Below are 17714 nucleotides of genomic sequence, written 5' to 3'. Positions count from 1 at the left end.
GGTAAACCAGATTAGTTATTATATTCGCTGGAGTTTGGGCTTTTTAGGATGCCTAACCCTGTCTGCGATGGTTATATCATCGTTACAACCTGTATATGCAAATGGATTATGGCGATACTGATTAATGCGTGAATATATGCTTTTCAGGAGCCGGGGACATGGTATTTGCATTCATTTTCGTTGCCCTCTAAGCTGGTCGGATCTATAGAGAATTATGGGCAAAGCATATGGCGACCATCCTCTACAATAATAATCAACATAAAGTCATATTGTTCAGCGATTTGGTTAAAGGGTCCGGGGTCCAGGCTAATCAGTTTCTAATTGTTGATCATGATCGTTGTGCCGTGCTCGACCCTGGAGGAGAGCTTACATACACTCCGTTGACGATTGAGTTATCAAAACTCGTTTCTTTGGACCATGTCGATTATGTGCTTGCCAGTCATCAGGATCCGGACATTATTTCTTCTCTTCCCCGGTGGTTGATCCATACGCCGGCAAAAGTGGTGGTAAGCAAACTATGGCAGAGATTCTTGCCTCATCTGGCCTCCAGCTATGTGACCAGTCGCAATAATACTGATATCGACAAGCGTATCCTTGCTGTTGATGACCGAGGTGGCCGTATAAAAATTGGACGTCAACCATTTATGGTTTTACCGGCTCACTTTCTTCATTCGGTTGGTAATTTCAGCTTTTATGACCCAGTTTCGAAAATTCTCTTCAGCGGTGATATTGGTGCTTCTGTGGGAGGAGGTAATGCTAGCAGTGCCGTGACCCATGACTTTGATGGCCACACTCAATATATGCGGACATTTCATCAACGCTATATGACGTCCAATAAAGCTTGTCGCCTTTGGGTTAACATGGTTCGTGACCTTGAGGTTAATATGATTGTTCCTCAGCATGGGGCAAGATTTGAAGGCCCGGCCATCAATAGTATGCTGAATTGGCTCGAAAACTTGGATTGTGGTGTGGATCTGCTGGAACAATCCCACTATCAGATACCTCGATAATTCCCTCTGTGCGGTTCAACGGGTATGAGGTTATTGTGGTAGTGGATAGTTTATGTTCTGCTTCGCCAGTTGGCTGATACAGCGATGGCGAAGATAGCGGCGAATCGATGTTCCTTTTGGCTTTGTTAGATAATACAGCAGAAAGGGTTCTATATTCAGGGCGCGGGACAGTCGCTCAATCTCAAGAAGAGGATTGTGGTGTGGATCACTGAGTTCCGCCAAAACCTGCCTCTTTATTTCCTCATAATGTCGTTTGAAGCTCTCCAGAGAGGCGAGAGGGGGCTGGTTTCGCAAATCAGCAAAGCCGGTCAAACATGCTGCCTTGTATACTGCTGGGTGAGACCAGTTATAACACTCCGGGTCTCCATAACACCGTAATGCCTCGTGAAATGCATCGATCACGTCAGGTAAACCGGAGTTGGTTCGAAATGTATTCATTTCAGATACCCCCTGCTCATAATATACTGTATATATATACAGTATATATAAAAATGCAGGCTTGCAACTATTAATGTGAGAATATTTTCTATTATTTCGGTCTGATGCAGGTTGATTGATGAACAGTCATTTTCCTGGATAAATAATGATAAAAGAGCAACAAGTGATGGTGCTATGCGAGTATTTACAATGCTTGTTAACGCCGTCAAAATGCAGTCTTGTAGCCTGTTTTTACGTAACACAAACAATAATTGCCAGTTAGACCTTTGGCTTTATTGATCATCTTTGAGCAACCCCCTATACTTTCGCGGCTTTTGAGTCAGGAACAACCTGTTTTTGGGGGACTGAGATTTTCAGTAAAAACAGGTGAGTAACCTAAAGTAGGGGATGGAGTGAGTCATTTTAAGCCCTGGGATGAAAGGTCAGAACAATTAACATCATCCATTCCGAGACCACCATTGCTGCGAGTGACACTGGTTCAGTGTTGTTTCTTGCTTTTATGTTTTGCAGCAGTTGGGGTTTTTAATAGAAGTATTGCCTTGGCATTTGTGCTGGGAGCGGCGGCACATATTATCCCCCAAACGTATTTTGCATTACGGGCATTTCGCTATATAGGCGCAAGAAATATCCGTAAGGCTGTAAAAATCACCAATCAAAGTGTTCTCGGCAAGCTGGTCCTTACCGCCTGTCTGTTTGCACTTATATTCAGGTTTTCAACTGATGTGAATCTATGGGCCCTGTTTTTGGGGTATATGGTTTTCCAGTTGAGCTCACTGATGTGGTATCCGATTTTAATTAATCGACCGCAAATGCGGTAAACTGAGGAATGAGAAACAAATGGCGAGTGGCACTCAAACTTCGACTGAATATATTCAGCACCACTTAACCAATCTCGTATTTGGTATGCATCATGACGGGCATTGGGGCTTTGCTCACAATGCTCAAGAGGCAACCGAGATGGGGTTTTGGGCAATTCACGTGGATACTATGATGTGGTCCATCATTCTGGCAGCTGTGTTTTTGTGGTTGTTCAAAAGAGCGGCAGGCAAAATCACTATGGAGGCCCCCTCCGGTTTTCAGAATTTCGTGGAAATGTGTGTGGATTTTATTAATAACCAAGTGAAAGATGGTTTCCATGGTCGTAATCCACTGATTGCTCCGTTGGCATTGACTATCTTTGCCTGGGTTTTCCTGATGAACCTGATGGACCTGTTACCGGTCGATTTGATTCCCTATATCGTACAAAAGATTTTTGGCGCCCATGCCTATCAGAAAATTGTTCCCTCCACAGACCCCAATGCAACGCTTGGTATGGCTCTTGGTGTGTTCATTCTAATGATTTTTTACGGCATCAAAGTTAAGGGAATCGGTTTTGTAAAAGAGCTGACCCTACAGCCGTTTTCTTCAAAAAATCCTGTCGTACAAACCATCTTTGTCCCAATCAATCTTTTCCTTGAGCTGGTTTCGCTAATTGCCAAACCTTTTTCGCTGGGACTGCGGTTGTTCGGGAATATGTATGCAGGTGAAATGATTTTTATCTTGATTGCAATCATGTACAGCGCGGGTCTTGTGCTGGGAGTGATTGCAGGTGCTCTGCAGTTAGGCTGGGCCATATTCCATATTCTGGTGATTACGCTGCAGGCGTTCATCTTTATGGTATTGACCATTGTCTATTTGAGCATGGCTCATGAAGATCACTAGACATGTCTGGTCTTCTGCTTTGGCAGAGGCTCAACGTGTCTTTGAAACCTTTGAACTTCGGAAACTTAAACTTTAATTTTCTAACTTAGGAGAGAGAAAAATGGCTCTGACTTTTATTGCAGCTGCAATCATGATCGGCCTGGGCGCTTTGGGTGCCGCAATTGGTATGGGTGTTTTAGGTGGCAAGTTACTTGAAGGTGTTGCTCGCCAACCGGAACTAGGTCCTATGCTGCAAGGTCGTTTCTTCCTGGCTGTTGGTCTGGTTGACGCGATTCCTATGATCGGTGTTGGTATTGCCATGTACCTGATTTTCGCCGTTGCTCCGGGTATGGCTGGCTAATCTCCATTCGGAGCAAGACATTATTTTGTTTAACCGAATCCGTGAGGTATAGCCGTGAACATTAATCTGACACTGATTGGTCAGCTCCTGTCGTTTGCGGTATTTGTCTGGTTTTGTGCCAAGTTTGTATGGCCTCCGCTTGTGAAGGCCATGGACGCACGCCAGGCGAAGATTGCCGAAGGTCTGAATGCTGCAGATCGTGCAGCAAAAGATCTTGAGCTGGCTCAAGAAAGAGCTGCCCAGCAACTACGTGAAGCCAAAGAACAGGCCGCCACTATTGTTGATCAGGCGAATAAACGTTCAGCACAGATTGTTGCTGAGGCTCAAAAAGAGGCTCAGCAGGAAGCAGAGCGTATTCGCAAATCTGCCGAAGCCGAAATTGAGCAGGAAGCCATCCGGGCACGTGAAGAACTACGCCAACGGGTCTCCGAACTTGCTTTGTCTGGCGCACAGAAGATTTTGCAATCCTCTGTTGATGCCAAGAAACATAGCGAACTGCTTGAAAAATTAGCAGCGGAACTCTAAGGGGAGGTGCCATGGCTGAAGTAAATACACTGGCTCGTCCCTATGCCAAAGCGGCATTTGAGGCGGCTCAAGCGGCCAAAACACTTGAACAATGGTCTGAATCGCTGGCAATACTCAGTGCAGTTACTCAGCAGGAAAAAGTCCTTGAACTGATCTCCAATCCATCCCTGACTGCCAGTCAGAAAGCACAGGTGATACAGGATGTTTGCGGAGAAGAAGCGAAGGTCATCTCAACACTGATTACAGCTCTGGCTGAAAACAGACGCTTGGAATTGTGTCCTGAAATAGCGGCACTGTTCGAGGAGCTTAAAGCCGAACTGGAAAAAAGTGTTGAAGTACAGGTGGCTAGCGCGTTTGAGTTGACCGCAGATCAGGAAAAATCTCTGACTGAGAAACTGACAACTAAATTGGGTCGTGACGTGAAGTTAGTCACTTCAGTGGATAACTCGATTATCGGTGGTGTCATTATTCGAACCAACGATATGGTTATCGACGGCTCTGTGACTGGCAAGCTCGCGAAGCTGGCCGAAGCAATGTATTCCTAAGAGGAAGCAGGCATGCAGCAACTGAATCCTTCAGAAATTAGCGAAATTATCAGAAAGCGCATCGAAGGCGTTGATGTCGCATCTGAAGCAAAAAATGAAGGTACTATCGTTTCCGTGACTGATGGTATCGTACGTATTCATGGTCTTGCCGACGTTATGTATGGTGAGATGATTGAATTTGAAGGGGGCCTTTATGGTATGGCCCTTAACCTTGAGCGTGACTCTGTTGGTGCCGTAGTCCTTGGTGACTATCTGGGAATCCAAGAGGGCCAGAAAGCCAAATGTACTGGTCGGATCCTGGAAGTGCCGATTGGAACAGAAATGCTTGGCCGGGTTGTGGACGCTCTGGGTAATCCGATTGATGGTAAGGGTGACATCAATGCCTCAATGACAGATGCCATTGAGAAAGTTGCCCCTGGTGTTATTGCCCGCCAATCCGTCGACCAACCTGTGCAAACTGGTTATAAGGCCGTGGACGCTATGGTTCCGATTGGCCGTGGTCAACGTGAGTTGATTATTGGTGACCGTCAGACTGGTAAAACCGCTCTGGCAGTGGATGCTATTATCAACCAGAAAGGCAAAGGTATTAAGTGTATCTACGTTGCAATTGGTCAGAAACAATCGACGATTGCCAACGTGGTGCGCAAACTGGAAGAGCATGATGCCATGGCCCACACAGTGGTGGTTGCAGCATCAGCTTCTGAACCTGCTTCAATGCAGTTTCTGGCGCCTTATTCTGGCTGCACCATGGGAGAATACTTCCGTGATCGCGGTGAAGATGCCCTGATTATCTATGATGACCTGTCTAAACAGGCTGTGGCATATCGTCAGATCTCCCTGCTGCTCCGTCGTCCACCAGGTCGTGAAGCGTATCCGGGTGATGTGTTCTATTTGCACTCTCGTTTGCTGGAACGTGCTGCAAGGGTTAATGCAGATTACGTTGAAGCTTTCACGAATGGTGAAGTGAAAGGTAAAACCGGTTCTCTGACCGCATTGCCGATCATTGAAACCCAGGCAGGTGACGTATCCGCATTCGTACCAACCAACGTAATTTCAATTACCGATGGTCAGATCTTCCTTGAAACCAACTTGTTCAACTCGGGTATTCGCCCGGCAATGAACGCAGGTATTTCGGTTTCCCGGGTTGGTGGTGCCGCTCAAACCAAGCTGATGTCCAAGCTGTCTGGTGGTATTCGTACTGCGCTTGCACAGTATCGTGAACTGGCTGCGTTTGCTCAGTTTGCTTCAGACCTGGATGAGGCCACCAAAGCTCAGCTTAACCACGGTATCCGTGTCACCGAATTGATGAAGCAACGGCAATATGCACCTATGTCTATTGCTGAAATGGCGACATCTATTTTCGCGGCTAACAATGGTTACCTGAAAGATGTTGAGCCCCATAAAGTGGGCGACTTTGAAAGTGCCCTTCATTCATATCTGCATGCTGAGCATGGGGATTTCATGAAGGAAATGGTTGAGACAGGAGCTTTCAATGACGATGTCGTTGCCAAGCTGAAAGCCGCACTGGATAAGTTTGTAGAAACTCAATCCTGGTAATCTGAAGGTGCTGTGCCTGGCACAGCATGATCCAAGCTGAGGAATAGATATGGCAGCCGGAAAAGAGATTCGCTCTCAGATCGGAAGCATTAAAAATACGCAGAAAATTACCAACGCCATGGAAATGGTGGCGACCAGTAAAATGCGTAAAGCTCAGGATCGGATGAAAGCCAGTAAACCTTACTCTGACAAAATCAGAAATGTAATTGGTCACCTGGCAAACGCAAACCCTGAATATCACCCATTGTATATGCAGGAGCGGGAAATCAAGAAAGTGGGATACATCATCGTATCCACTGATAGAGGACTCTGTGGAGGCCTCAATATCAACGCTTTCAAGAAAGTGGTTCTCGACATGCAGGCATGGGCGCATAAATCCATTGGTGTGGAAGTATGTGCTGTGGGTGCCAAGGGTGCAGGTTACTTCAGCGGTATAGGTACTTCAGTGGTTGCTAATATAGGCCACTTGGGGGATCAGCCCGAAGTTGGAGACCTGATCGGAGGTGTCAAGATCATGTTGGACAAATATGCCAAAGGCGAAATTGACCGCTTGATTCTGGTGTACAACGAGTTTGTGAACACCATGACTCAGACTCCGGTGTTGCGTCAGCTACTGCCACTTGAAGCAGAAGATGATGACAACATGCGTAAACACATCTGGGACTATATGTATGAGCCCGATGCGCGGGAATTACTGGATGGTTTGATAGCCCGTTACCTTGAGTCTCAGGTTTATCAGGCAGTTATCGAGAATGCCGCCTGTGAACAGGCAGCGCGAATGATGGCGATGAAAGCCGCCACCGATAACGCTGGTGACCTGATCAAACAGTTGCAGCTGGTTTACAACAAAGCCAGGCAAGCCGCGATTACTCAGGAAATTTCCGAGATCGTTGGCGGTGCTGCAGCTGTATAGGGTTATTAACTGATTTTTAAGCTTATTTTTGCGGATTTTTAGAGGACACAAATCATGAGTAGCGGAAAGATCGTACAGATCATTGGCGCCGTGATTGACGTGGAATTCCCGCGTGATTCGGTACCAAAAGTATACGATGCGCTGACTGTTGAAGGTTATGAACTCACTCTTGAGGTTCAACAGCAGCTGGGTGATGGTGTGGTTCGTACCATTGCCATGGGTGCATCCGATGGCGTAAAACGTGGTGTTGCAGTCAGCAATACCGGTAAAGCGATCGCAGTGCCTGTTGGAAAAGAAACCCTGGGACGTATTATGGATGTTCTGGGTAATCCTATTGACGAGCGTGGTCCGATTGGTGAAACAGAACGTTCTGTTATTCATCGCAAGGCACCGAGCTATGCGGAACAGGCACATAACACTGAAATCCTGGAAACCGGTATTAAGGTGATTGACCTTATTTGCCCGTTTGCCAAGGGTGGTAAAGTGGGTCTGTTCGGTGGAGCGGGTGTTGGTAAAACCGTTAACATGCTCGAACTGATCAATAACATTGCGACAGAACACAGTGGTTTGTCCGTATTCGCCGGTGTGGGTGAGCGGACTCGTGAAGGTAACGACTTCTATCACGAAATGTCTGAAGCCAAAGTTATTCGTCTGGATAATCTGGCAGAATCCAAAGTGGCCATGGTATATGGTCAGATGAACGAACCACCTGGAAACAGACTTCGAGTGGCTCTGACAGGTTTGACCATGGCGGAGAAATTCCGTGATGAAGGCCGTGATGTTCTGTTCTTCGTGGACAATATCTATCGTTATACGCTGGCAGGAACAGAAGTATCAGCCCTGTTGGGTCGTATGCCTTCTGCGGTAGGTTATCAGCCAACTCTGGCAGAAGAGATGGGAGTACTGCAGGAACGTATTACGTCTACCAAAGTGGGTTCCATTACATCTGTGCAGGCCGTATATGTACCTGCGGATGACTTGACTGACCCATCCCCAGCCACCACATTTGCACACTTGGATGCGACAGTGGTACTGGATCGTAATATTGCTGCATTGGGTATTTATCCTGCGGTTAACCCGCTGGACTCCACTTCCCGTCAGTTGGATCCTCTGGTTATTGGTCAGGAGCACTATGATATAGCTCGTGAAGTTCAGGCGACCCTACAGCGTTATAACGAACTGAAAGATATTATTGCGATTCTGGGTATGGACGAATTGTCAGAAGATGACAAGTTGTTGGTTGCCCGTGCACGTAAGATACAGCGCTTCCTGTCCCAGCCTTTCCATGTGGCAGAGGTATTTACAGGATCACCAGGTCGTTATGTTTCACTGAAAGACACCATTGCCGGCTTCTCAGGTATTCTGAAAGGGGAATATGATCATATTCCTGAGCAGGATTTCTATATGAAAGGTGGCATTGAAGAAGTTCTGGAAGCTTACGCCAAACGTAGCAAAGCTTAAGCGGAGGTAAATCATGGCTATCACTGTCCACTGTGACATCGTGAGTGCTCACGACCAGATCTTTTCTGGTCTCGTATCATCTCTGCAAGCCAGAGGGGTTATGGGTGAGCTGGGTATTATGCCCGGTCATGCTCCCTTGCTGACTTCACTGGTTCCTGGTCCTGTTCGTATTACCAAACAAAACGGAGAGGTGGAAGTTGTCTACGTCTCTGGTGGGTACCTGGAAGTACAACCTAATATTGTTACGGTTCTGGCGGATACCGCTTTACGGGCCAGCGATATTGATGAAGCACAGGCTTTGGAAGCAAAACAAGCTGCCGAGAAAGAACTGGCTCAACATCAGGCGGATGAGCAATTTGCCCAAATTGCCATCAAGCTTGCCAAAGCTGTTGGTCAGATCAAGGTATTGGAAGAAATGCGAGCCAAGCATAAATAACCAGTTTATGGTCATAAAAAAGCAGCGAAATATCGCTGCTTTTTTTATGCCTGAAAAAATATCTGTGTGGCAGGCTAGAGCGAGTGAAGTCTGTGGCGGTAAAGAATCCGGTTCAATAGATGAAAGTCTTAGAAGACTTTATACAAAGTTATCCAAGCATTAAACAACCGAAGTTTCTCTGCGTCGGTGATGCGAGCTATACCTGTAAGGTCTTATCATGATCACCGGAATATCGGCTAGCGACATATTTCCCTTGTGAGCCTACAGAGGCTTTGTTTAAATAAAGATAACTATAATATTCTTCCTAAATTCATAATTGCCAAGGATGACCTATGCAGGCCAACTCTATTTCAGTTGTCGCTTATGGTTTTGCTGATGGTTTAGCAGTGTTCCTGTTGTGCATCTTTTTAGTGTATTCGTTCAAAGACAGGATATACCTATATCTAGCCATGGCCTGTGCTATGACAGCTGTCTGGCTGTTTGGAATTGTGCAGATCTACAGTCTTAATATCTGGGATACACAAGTCAGGCTTTCTCTGGAGCTGGCGAGAAATCTGGTATGGACCTTTGTAATTCTGCGATTGTTGAGCCCCAGTCTGGGCAGCTTGTTGGTTCATAAAATTTATCTGCCCATACTATTGTTATCCACTCTTGCATGGGTATTGATCACGTTTGCCCGTACTTGGTTTCCAAACTATGGCAACATAGTGACAGCATTGTTGCTCATTTTTTCTAACATTATTGCGGTTCTGGGTGCAGAACAGCTATATAAAGCGTCCAGAAAGAGTCGGCTGAATAAAATTTTGGCCATGATTCTCGCGGTAATGTTTTCGTTCGACATATATATGTTTACGCACTCCGCACTGGTCGGACACATTAGTGTGGTAAATCTTCAGGCCAGAGGTGCAATTGCTGTCGTCATGCTAACCCTGATTGCCAGTGCTGTAGCATTATTTCGGGGCAGTGCGGGTGAGAGTTCAAAGATTTCCTTTTCGAATGAATCGATTTTCTACTCTTCGTCTCTGGCGTTAATTGGCTTCCTGATCCTGATCCTGATCCTTGCTGGATATTACATCGAGCTGACCAATACATCTTGGGGACTGGTTTTCTATTCACTGGGATGTTCAGGTTCCTTAATTATTATTTTATCGCTATATCTTTCCGGTACAGTCAGATCACGTTTTTATGAATCGATAAACCGTCACTTGTTTGGTCATAAATATGACTATCGTAAGGAATGGATCAAAGTTATTGATCGACTCTCCAGTTCGGAATCCGGGAAGGGATCATATGAAAAAGTTTCGTTTGAGCTGTTGTCTTCAGTGTTTCGGTCGCCGGCTGGAGTGATCTGGGTGCTTAATAATAATCGCTTTGAACCGGCTTATACCAATATTGGAACTTCGCTGAAAGACTTGCCCAGGTTTACCAAGGATGAAAAATTCCTGCAGACCATGTATGAAAAAGACTGGGTTTTTACGCTATCGGGGAAAGTGAATAATCGTCAGGATCTATTATTACATCAGATCCCCAAAAGTATTTTTCAAATTCGTGAAGCCTGGATCATTGTCCCATATCTGTCGTCCAATGAGCTGGTAGGTTTTTGTCTGCTCACTCAACCGGCATTTATTACCAATGTCACCTGGGAAGATCTGGATCTGCTAAAAACAATAGGTCGTCAGGTAGCAAACTATATCAAGCTCTATCAGCAGGATGTGGTGCTCAAGGAAAACTCCCAACTTACAGCGTTTACCCGCTTCACGGCTTTCATTGTGCATGACTTGAACAATGTGATTGCACAGCAGGCGTTGTTATTGAAAAACGCCGAAAAACACAAATCCAATCCAGCGTTTATCGACGATATGATCATGACTGTGGAAAACTCGGTCCAGAGGATGACCAATCTGCTTGATAAACTACAGCATGAGGAAAATGAGTCCAGCCTGGAAATATCCCTGATACAGGTATTGCTGACTGCTGTTGAGCGTAATTTGAAGTATTTGCCGGAACCTGCGCTAAAGGTTGATGGTGATGATCTGAAGATTGTCGCAGATAAAGAAAAATTGACCATGGCACTGTCGCACTTGATTAAAAACGCACAGGATTCGACTGACGATAATGGATTTGTGAATGTCACCATGAACGTTGATAATGAATTGGAGTGGGCCACAATATTGATTGAGGATAATGGTAAAGGAATGACTCAGGAGTTTATCGATAACAAACTGTTCCGCCCATTTGAAACGACCAAGATCGGCCAAGGGATGGGGCTGGGAGCCTATCTGACAAAGCAGTATGTCAACCAGCTGGATGGTCACCTGGATGTCGAGAGTACTCCCGGCAAAGGCACCACCTTCACAATCCGCTTGAAAGGCAAAGTAACCACAACCGAATGAGTCAACTATGAGCGAAGCCAGATATCTGTTAATTGTAGAAGATGATGCCGGATTACAAAGCCAGTTTAAATGGAGCTTTGAAGATTATTCTGTGTTGATTGCAGCCAATCGAACAGATGCGGTGAATATGGTTCGCCAATATGAACCTAAAGTGGTCTTGCAGGACCTGGGGCTACCTCCAGATGAAGATGGTGTATCTGAGGGAATGCTATGTATTGCTGATATCTTATCAATCTACCCGGAAACTAAAATCATTGTACTGACAGGTAAAAACCAGCACGAAAATGCTATCCGGGCGATTGGTAATGGTGCTTATGATTTCTACAACAAGCCGATCAATATCGACACTCTCAATTTTGTCGTCGATCGTGCCTATAAAATATATGGTTTGGAGCAGAAGAACCGCAGCCTGCTTAATGACATGTCCTATGGAATGGATGGCGTTATTACCAGTGATCCGGAAATGCTACGTGTTTGCCGTATGGCAGAGCGTATAGCACCATCGGATGTCACCTGCACTATTTTGGGTGAAAGTGGTACAGGTAAAGAAGTAATGGCTCGTGCGATCCATAGTAAAAGTGATCGGGCCGATAAACGCTTCGTAGCGATTAATTGTGCAGCTGTGCCTGAAAACCTGATGGAAAGTGAGCTGTTTGGTTATGAAAAAGGAGCGTTCACGGGAGCCGTGAAACAAACTGAGGGCAAGTTTGAGTCTGCCAATAAAGGGACGCTGTTTTTGGATGAGATTGGTGATATGCCTCTCTCTTTGCAGGCGAAACTACTGCGATTTCTACAGGAACGAGTGATTGAACGAGTCGGTGGACGGCGAGAAATACCTATTAATGTCAGAGTTATCTGTGCAACCAATAAGAATCTGGATGAGATGGTAAAAGAAGGTACTTTTCGGGAAGATCTCTTTTATCGTATTACTGAAATGGTGTTGCATTTGCCCAGATTGAGTGAGCGTGACGCTGATAAAGCATTGTTGGCGCGCTACTTCCTGAATCGTTATGTGACTGCCAATAACCTGAATGTGAATGGTTTTACCGAAGATGCCATCCATGCGATTAATAACTACGATTGGCCAGGTAATATTCGTGAGCTGGAAAATAAGATAAAGCGTGCAGTCATTATGGCAGAAGGGAAGCAAGTGACCGCTGATGATCTTGGTTTGAGAATAAATGGAACCAAAAGTCTGATTCTGAAAGACGTACGCATGCGTGCTGAGCGCAGCGCTATTCTTGAAGCTCTCAGCCTGACTAATGGTAATGTCAGCTCGGCTGCTAAGTTGTTGGGAGTGACCCGTCCGACCCTCTATGATCTCAGCAAGAAATATGAGATCAGTTTTTAACAAATGATGGCCGTTCTCTAAACACGAGTATCCCGTGTATATCGACCCGGCGATGTTCTATGCCGGGTTGAACAAAAAAGTGTCTTGGCGCTGATTACGTTATTTAGTAGGCCCGGTCATTAAACAGCGTAAACACCGTTTTCACCAAGATGTAGATGTCCATAGCAACTGACCAGTTGTTGATATACTCCAGATCATGCTCTACACGCTTGCGCATCAGCTCCAGATCCTCTGTCTCGCCGCGGAAGCCCCGAACCTGGGCGAGTCCGGTAATACCCGGTTTAATCCGATGACGACTTAGATAAGACGTGATCATGGCAGAGTATTCCTGATTATGCTGCACCGCATGTGGCCGTGGTCCTACCATGGACATTGAGCCAAACAGCACGTTGAAAATCTGAGGCAGTTCGTCAATACTGGTTCTGCGTATGAACTTTCCTACCTTGGTAACTCTAGGGTCGTCTTTGGTTGCCTGCCTGACTTGACCTGGATCCGGTTGGTTCACATACATGCTTCTAAACTTCCAGATCATAAACTCTTTGCCATCCCAACCTGTACGACTTTGTTTAAAGATGATTGGTCCGGGAGAATTGATCTTTACGGCGATTGCAGTGCCGATAAGAATCGGGGCGGCGAGAATAATAGCGACCACTGCAAGGATCTTGTCTTCTATCTCCTTCATCAAGTAGTGCGTTCCCAGTAGCGGGGTCTCAGACAGAGTCAAAATTGGAATGCCAGCGAATTCTTTGACGCTGTGATTAATCAGCTGTAGTGCAAAAATATTGGGCGCCCAATGTATATCGACGTTGAGGTCCAGCAGCTTGAAATACACATCCTTAATCATTGGAGATGATTCCAGTGACACAGCAAAATACACACTTCGTATATCGTTCTGTCTTACAATCTGCTCGATATCTTCCAACTTGCCGATAACTTTCTTTTGCTCGTCTTCAGAGAGATTATCGCCTGGTTCCGCTGGAGTGGAGATCAAACCGACGACTCTCTCTGGAATCCAGGGGTTTTGGTTGATGCGCTCATGAACATAAAAAGCAAGTTGTCCCGTCCCTACAACGATACTTTTTGCTGTAGAGGCCTTACGAGTTCGCACATGAAACGCTCTGAACCCCAAATGAGCAATGACTTGACCAATGAAACCGTAAAAAAACAACTGAAAAATGATTACCTGAGAATATGCGTGGGAGATCTGAATCTGATTTTGCAGCAGATAAATAATGCTGAGCAGAACCATAAACGTCAGCCCCCAGGATTTTGCCAGAGACAACACCTTTCCCGATGCACTGGAGTGCCGTCGGTATACACCGAGCAAATCATAGAAGAAGGCCATTGTGATCAGTAGAGTCAGGCCAAACAGCAAATCAACGCTGGTGAAGTATCCCCGGTTTGTCACTGCAATCAGATATAGCAGGACCACAATAATCAATCCATCTATCAGGGATTGAAACATTGTTGATAATGAGTTTCGTCTCTGTAGCAGTCGAGTTTTTCTTGAATGAACCAAAGCTCGTTTCCTAGTAAAATAGTCTTAGCTTAAATACAGCAAAATCCCTACTGTAGCTGTGAACATGCTGCCTGCGATAAAAATAAAAACGATTACCACCGACTACAAATATAAAAAATACTCCACCTCAAATGCGGTTTGGGCCCAATGTTTAGAAACCCGTATTATAGAGTATGGCAATTACATTAGCTCAGATGAGTAATGACTTCTGATATTTGGCGTAGAAATGAACACCGTAACATGCCCAGCAGTTTTGGTTGTTGGTCTACGCCATTTGTGTGCAAAATTATACAACTGAAGATCTAAATAGTGTTTGCACGTTTATCACAAAAATAAAGCTTCCATCGCTTCTTCTTTTCTGACGATAAGGTCAAATATTACAAGACAAATATTCGCCTTTGAGTATGGTGCCCCGAAACATAAGACTGACTAATTTGTACTAAATGCTCTCATTTTTAATGCCGGTTTATCAAATTAATGAAAAATCGAAGGTTTCATTATTACTGAGACGGAGTATCTATAATTTCCCTTTTCAGTGTTAATGCCGGGCTTCTTAATTATATCGTTTTGAACGTACTATAATTGTCTTCAAGCTGGTTCAAGGTTTCCGCCAAATTGAATTCTATACATTCGATGAACCATGTAACCAACGGAACAGAAAAATAAAATGATAACAATCGGTAGTGCTCCTGGAATACCTATAGAGATCAATAGATTCTTTATTGGCATGACCAACTCATGAGCAATAAAAATTGGAAAAGCCAACCCTCCAACAGCTACCAGGATTTTGATCAGAATATCAAACCAACCTTGAGTGTGAAGGCTGGTTGCATATCGGTATACGCCGGTAATGGCAAGAATGGACACGCCTAAATAAAACGGCCAAGTCCATAAAAACATCCCTTTAGGCCAGATAAACCAAAGTGAAAGCTGGTTTAACTCGTAAGATAGAATAATGGACCATAGCGCCAATAGTACTCCGGATATGCCAAACAGCTTTAAGCTACCTTTCTGTATAATAGTTTCTCTAATCCAGTTCCCAGCAGCAGCGCCAAGCATGACCCCGGTAGACATCTCAAAGTAGTTATACTTGGCAGTTAACAACAATACGAAAGGTTGAATCAAAGGATTGGAGGATGGAGCGATGTTTTGTGCATCTATCAACAAGTGAATGGAGTAAAAGAGTGTGGCAGCAGCCAGGCATGAAAGACCAAAATTTTGTTGTCGGGTTAGTGCCTTTAACCACAAGGGGATACTTAATACCGCAAAAAAATAGTAGGTCAGCACGCTCCAAAAGGCATTAGATATAAACATACCATTTACGTCCAATCCATTTGCGAGACCTGCAGCAATATTTAGGAGCGCGTAAATAGCAATCCCTCCACCTAATAATAAAGCATTTCGTAGCGCAACAGAGGTTACGGAATGCGGATTTTTTTGATAGCGGGGTAAAAAGAAAAAGCCAATTCCGGCTCCAAAGACAATCGCGAAACCTGGAGTCCCCGAGCTATAGAGAGGGGCAAGATATTTATTAATATGACTAAATATATTTGGTAAGCGCTCGATAACACCTGGCATCCAATGAGCTGAAATATTTAGCAGCACAAGTAGCCCACGAACCATGTTGAGTGCCCGGCTACCTGCAGCCAAAGGAATCTTGCGAGACGGGGTATTTGTGCTTTGAAGCGTATCGTCTTTTTTCAGACCACTATTATTCAGTCCCTCTGAGATCTGAGCAATTGTTAAGCCTTCAAAAATTTTCCGGCAAATATCTTTGGGAATACCGGCTTTTTCCATTCTCATAGTCACGGTAATCGCTGATAGAGAGTCACCGCCAAGATCAAAGAAGCTGTCATTAACGCTGATCGGACTGATTTTTAGAACATTTTCCCAGATGCTGATCAATTTGTTGGCGAGGGAGTCTTCGGGATTGCTATCTGTTTTGTGAAAGCTGGAATCCTTGGATTCCAAGGCTTGATATTGCTCTGCTAGTTTTTTACGTTGTATCTTTCCGGTATCAGTAAACGGAAAGGATTCGCAAGACATAATTTTTAGTGATTTTCCTGCATTAAAGCCATGTTTCAACATGACTTCTATGGCTATGGTTTTTAGTTGGTCTGCATTTATATCAGACAAATATGAAACAAGAGGTTGTTCTCCCCTTAACGGGTCAGGAATTTTACTGATCGCAATACCCTGACGAATCTTCAGACCAGCAAGAATACCTTGCTCCAATACTTCGGGAGATAATTTCACTCCACCGCAATTGATAAGGTCATCTGCTCTTCCTTCATAATAAATATAGCCACCATCGACATGTCCTTTATCGCTGGTGGTAAACCAGCCATGTTCGTCTACCAGTGATTGTTCCTGTGCATTCATGATTTGCCCAGTTGCCAAATGGGGGCCACGAATTCGGATTTGTCCATTGTCGTTGATAGATATTTCTACGCCATCGTAAACTTTTCCGACAGATTCTAACTCAGCGCCTGCTGTTTCATGTATTTTCAGAAAGCTGCTGCGTGAGGCTTCTGTCAGACCGTAGTGTTGTACTATCTTGGCCTCAGGGAAAAGTAATTTAAGCTGCTCTTTTTCGGAGCGACTCATATACTGGCTACCTATTTCTATCCAGCGGACCTTTTTGCCAACACCATGAAACAACTCTCTGGACTGAAGTAACACTCGCCACAAGGTAGGTACTGCGGAAATGGCATTGATCTCATCCCGTTGAAGCATTTCTGCAATTTCAGATGGGTTAAAGCCATTAGGAGGAATATAGAATTTGCCGCCGGCCTGGCTGACAACACGACAGCGACCAAAGCCAAAGGAATAGTTAACCGGAACACCAATATACTCCCTGATGGTGCTGTCTATTTCCATGATGGAGCACAGACGCTGGGTGGTGTTTGCCAGGGCACCATAAGATAGCATGATAGCCTTAGGCTTTCCTTCTGTTCCGGACGTAAATAATACCTGTGCGATATCCTGTGGTTGCCCATGAGTATCCGGATATTCCAGATCATTGACCCAACCAGTGTCGTCTTCGGGTACCAGGATCTCTGAAATTCCTAACATTTCACAGCGCTCGCTGTCGCTTTCACTCCGTAAATTTACGACCACGGTACCTTGAGAAAACGCGTCAAAAACACTTTTTACATAGCTGACTGAGCTTTTCGCAACAATTCCCAGTATTTGTCGATCAGCATTGAAATTCATATGGAGTCCTTTGTTACAAGTGAAGCATCATGTTGGGCGCTTGAATTTTGACCTGGAACAGGATGACACTATTTGATTCCTGACGCATTGGCGATCCAATGTTAAATAAACTGCGTTGCCAAGTACAATCATAAAGCGTGTTGTACCATAAAAGCCAATTGACTGAATTGGAACTCATTATCAAGTAATCAGACAAAGTAGTTAGCTGTAATGTCATTTTTAATTTTAACTGTAAAAAAGTCTGACACTTTTACATCAGAATTTTGCTAACTTGGTATCACTATTCACAGTCAGTCGTATTACTGTCAG

General features: G+C 44.8%; 15 protein-coding genes. 12 read left to right on the top strand and 3 right to left on the bottom strand.

All coding sequences use genetic code 11. From position 1 onward, the window contains the following. Positions 1-227 precede the first annotated feature (227 nt). Positions 228-1010, top strand: coding sequence for an MBL fold metallo-hydrolase (locus tag ACQY6I_RS21495; RefSeq protein ID WP_428243578.1), 783 nt, complete (start codon positions 228-230; stop codon positions 1008-1010). A gap of 30 nt (positions 1011-1040) precedes the next feature. On the opposite strand, the gene ACQY6I_RS21490 is transcribed toward ACQY6I_RS21495, so the two are convergent. After that, a complete protein-coding gene (locus ACQY6I_RS21490; protein ID WP_428243577.1) occupies positions 1041-1448 on the bottom strand; it encodes a hypothetical protein in 408 nt (135 codons plus the stop codon). A gap of 392 nt (positions 1449-1840) precedes the next feature. Here ACQY6I_RS21490 and ACQY6I_RS21485 point away from each other — a divergent pair, with 392 nt between their 5' ends. From ACQY6I_RS21485 to prsR, 11 genes are all read left to right on the top strand, one after another. Then, positions 1841-2266 (top strand): ATP synthase subunit I, encoded by a 426-nt coding sequence (locus ACQY6I_RS21485; protein ID WP_428243576.1) that lies wholly within the window; start codon positions 1841-1843, stop codon positions 2264-2266. Positions 2267-2285: 19 nt separating this feature from the next. Continuing rightward, positions 2286-3149, top strand: coding sequence for a F0F1 ATP synthase subunit A (gene atpB / locus ACQY6I_RS21480; RefSeq protein ID WP_428243574.1), 864 nt, complete (start codon positions 2286-2288; stop codon positions 3147-3149). 100 nt (positions 3150-3249) lie between these two features. Then, positions 3250-3489, top strand: coding sequence for a F0F1 ATP synthase subunit C (gene atpE, locus ACQY6I_RS21475; RefSeq protein ID WP_044615776.1), 240 nt, complete (start codon positions 3250-3252; stop codon positions 3487-3489). A gap of 54 nt (positions 3490-3543) precedes the next feature. Continuing rightward, positions 3544-4014 (top strand): F0F1 ATP synthase subunit B, encoded by a 471-nt coding sequence (locus ACQY6I_RS21470; RefSeq protein WP_428243573.1) that lies wholly within the window; start codon positions 3544-3546, stop codon positions 4012-4014. A gap of 11 nt (positions 4015-4025) precedes the next feature. Beyond that, positions 4026-4559 (top strand): F0F1 ATP synthase subunit delta, encoded by a 534-nt coding sequence (locus ACQY6I_RS21465; protein ID WP_428243571.1) that lies wholly within the window; start codon positions 4026-4028, stop codon positions 4557-4559. A gap of 12 nt (positions 4560-4571) precedes the next feature. Continuing rightward, a complete protein-coding gene (gene atpA, locus ACQY6I_RS21460) occupies positions 4572-6116 on the top strand; it encodes a F0F1 ATP synthase subunit alpha (protein ID WP_428243570.1) in 1545 nt (514 codons plus the stop codon). Positions 6117-6165: 49 nt separating this feature from the next. Next, complete coding sequence (atpG, locus tag ACQY6I_RS21455) at positions 6166-7029, top strand: F0F1 ATP synthase subunit gamma (protein WP_428243569.1); 864 nt, start codon at positions 6166-6168, stop codon at positions 7027-7029. A 54-nt stretch (positions 7030-7083) separates the two neighbouring features. Further along, positions 7084-8490, top strand: a complete 1407-nt coding sequence (gene atpD / locus ACQY6I_RS21450) for a F0F1 ATP synthase subunit beta (RefSeq protein WP_428243568.1) — start codon at positions 7084-7086, stop codon at positions 8488-8490. Between the two features lie 13 nt (positions 8491-8503). Further along, positions 8504-8926, top strand: coding sequence for a F0F1 ATP synthase subunit epsilon (locus tag ACQY6I_RS21445; protein ID WP_428243567.1), 423 nt, complete (start codon positions 8504-8506; stop codon positions 8924-8926). Between the two features lie 332 nt (positions 8927-9258). Continuing rightward, positions 9259-11319, top strand: a complete 2061-nt coding sequence (gene prsK / locus ACQY6I_RS21440; RefSeq protein ID WP_428243566.1) for an XrtA/PEP-CTERM system histidine kinase PrsK — start codon at positions 9259-9261, stop codon at positions 11317-11319. Between the two features lie 7 nt (positions 11320-11326). Continuing rightward, complete coding sequence (gene prsR / locus ACQY6I_RS21435; protein ID WP_428243565.1) at positions 11327-12670, top strand: PEP-CTERM-box response regulator transcription factor; 1344 nt, start codon at positions 11327-11329, stop codon at positions 12668-12670. Positions 12671-12773: 103 nt separating this feature from the next. Here prsR and ACQY6I_RS21430 read toward each other — a convergent pair whose 3' ends face one another. Both ACQY6I_RS21430 and ACQY6I_RS21425 read right to left on the bottom strand, forming a co-directional pair. Continuing rightward, a complete protein-coding gene (locus tag ACQY6I_RS21430) occupies positions 12774-14135 on the bottom strand; it encodes an undecaprenyl-phosphate glucose phosphotransferase (RefSeq protein ID WP_428243564.1) in 1362 nt (453 codons plus the stop codon). Between the two features lie 642 nt (positions 14136-14777). After that, the gene (locus tag ACQY6I_RS21425; protein WP_428243563.1) at positions 14778-17405 is read right to left on the bottom strand and encodes an AMP-binding protein; all 2628 of its coding nucleotides are present in this window, start codon (positions 17403-17405) and stop codon (positions 14778-14780) included. Positions 17406-17714 lie beyond the last annotated feature (309 nt).

Origin of the sequence: Gynuella sp. (genome assembly GCF_050297175.1) — a bacterium.
In the GTDB taxonomy this organism is placed as follows: Bacteria; Pseudomonadota; Gammaproteobacteria; order Pseudomonadales; family Natronospirillaceae; genus Gynuella.
This window is presented reverse-complemented; position numbering and strand designations above follow the sequence as displayed.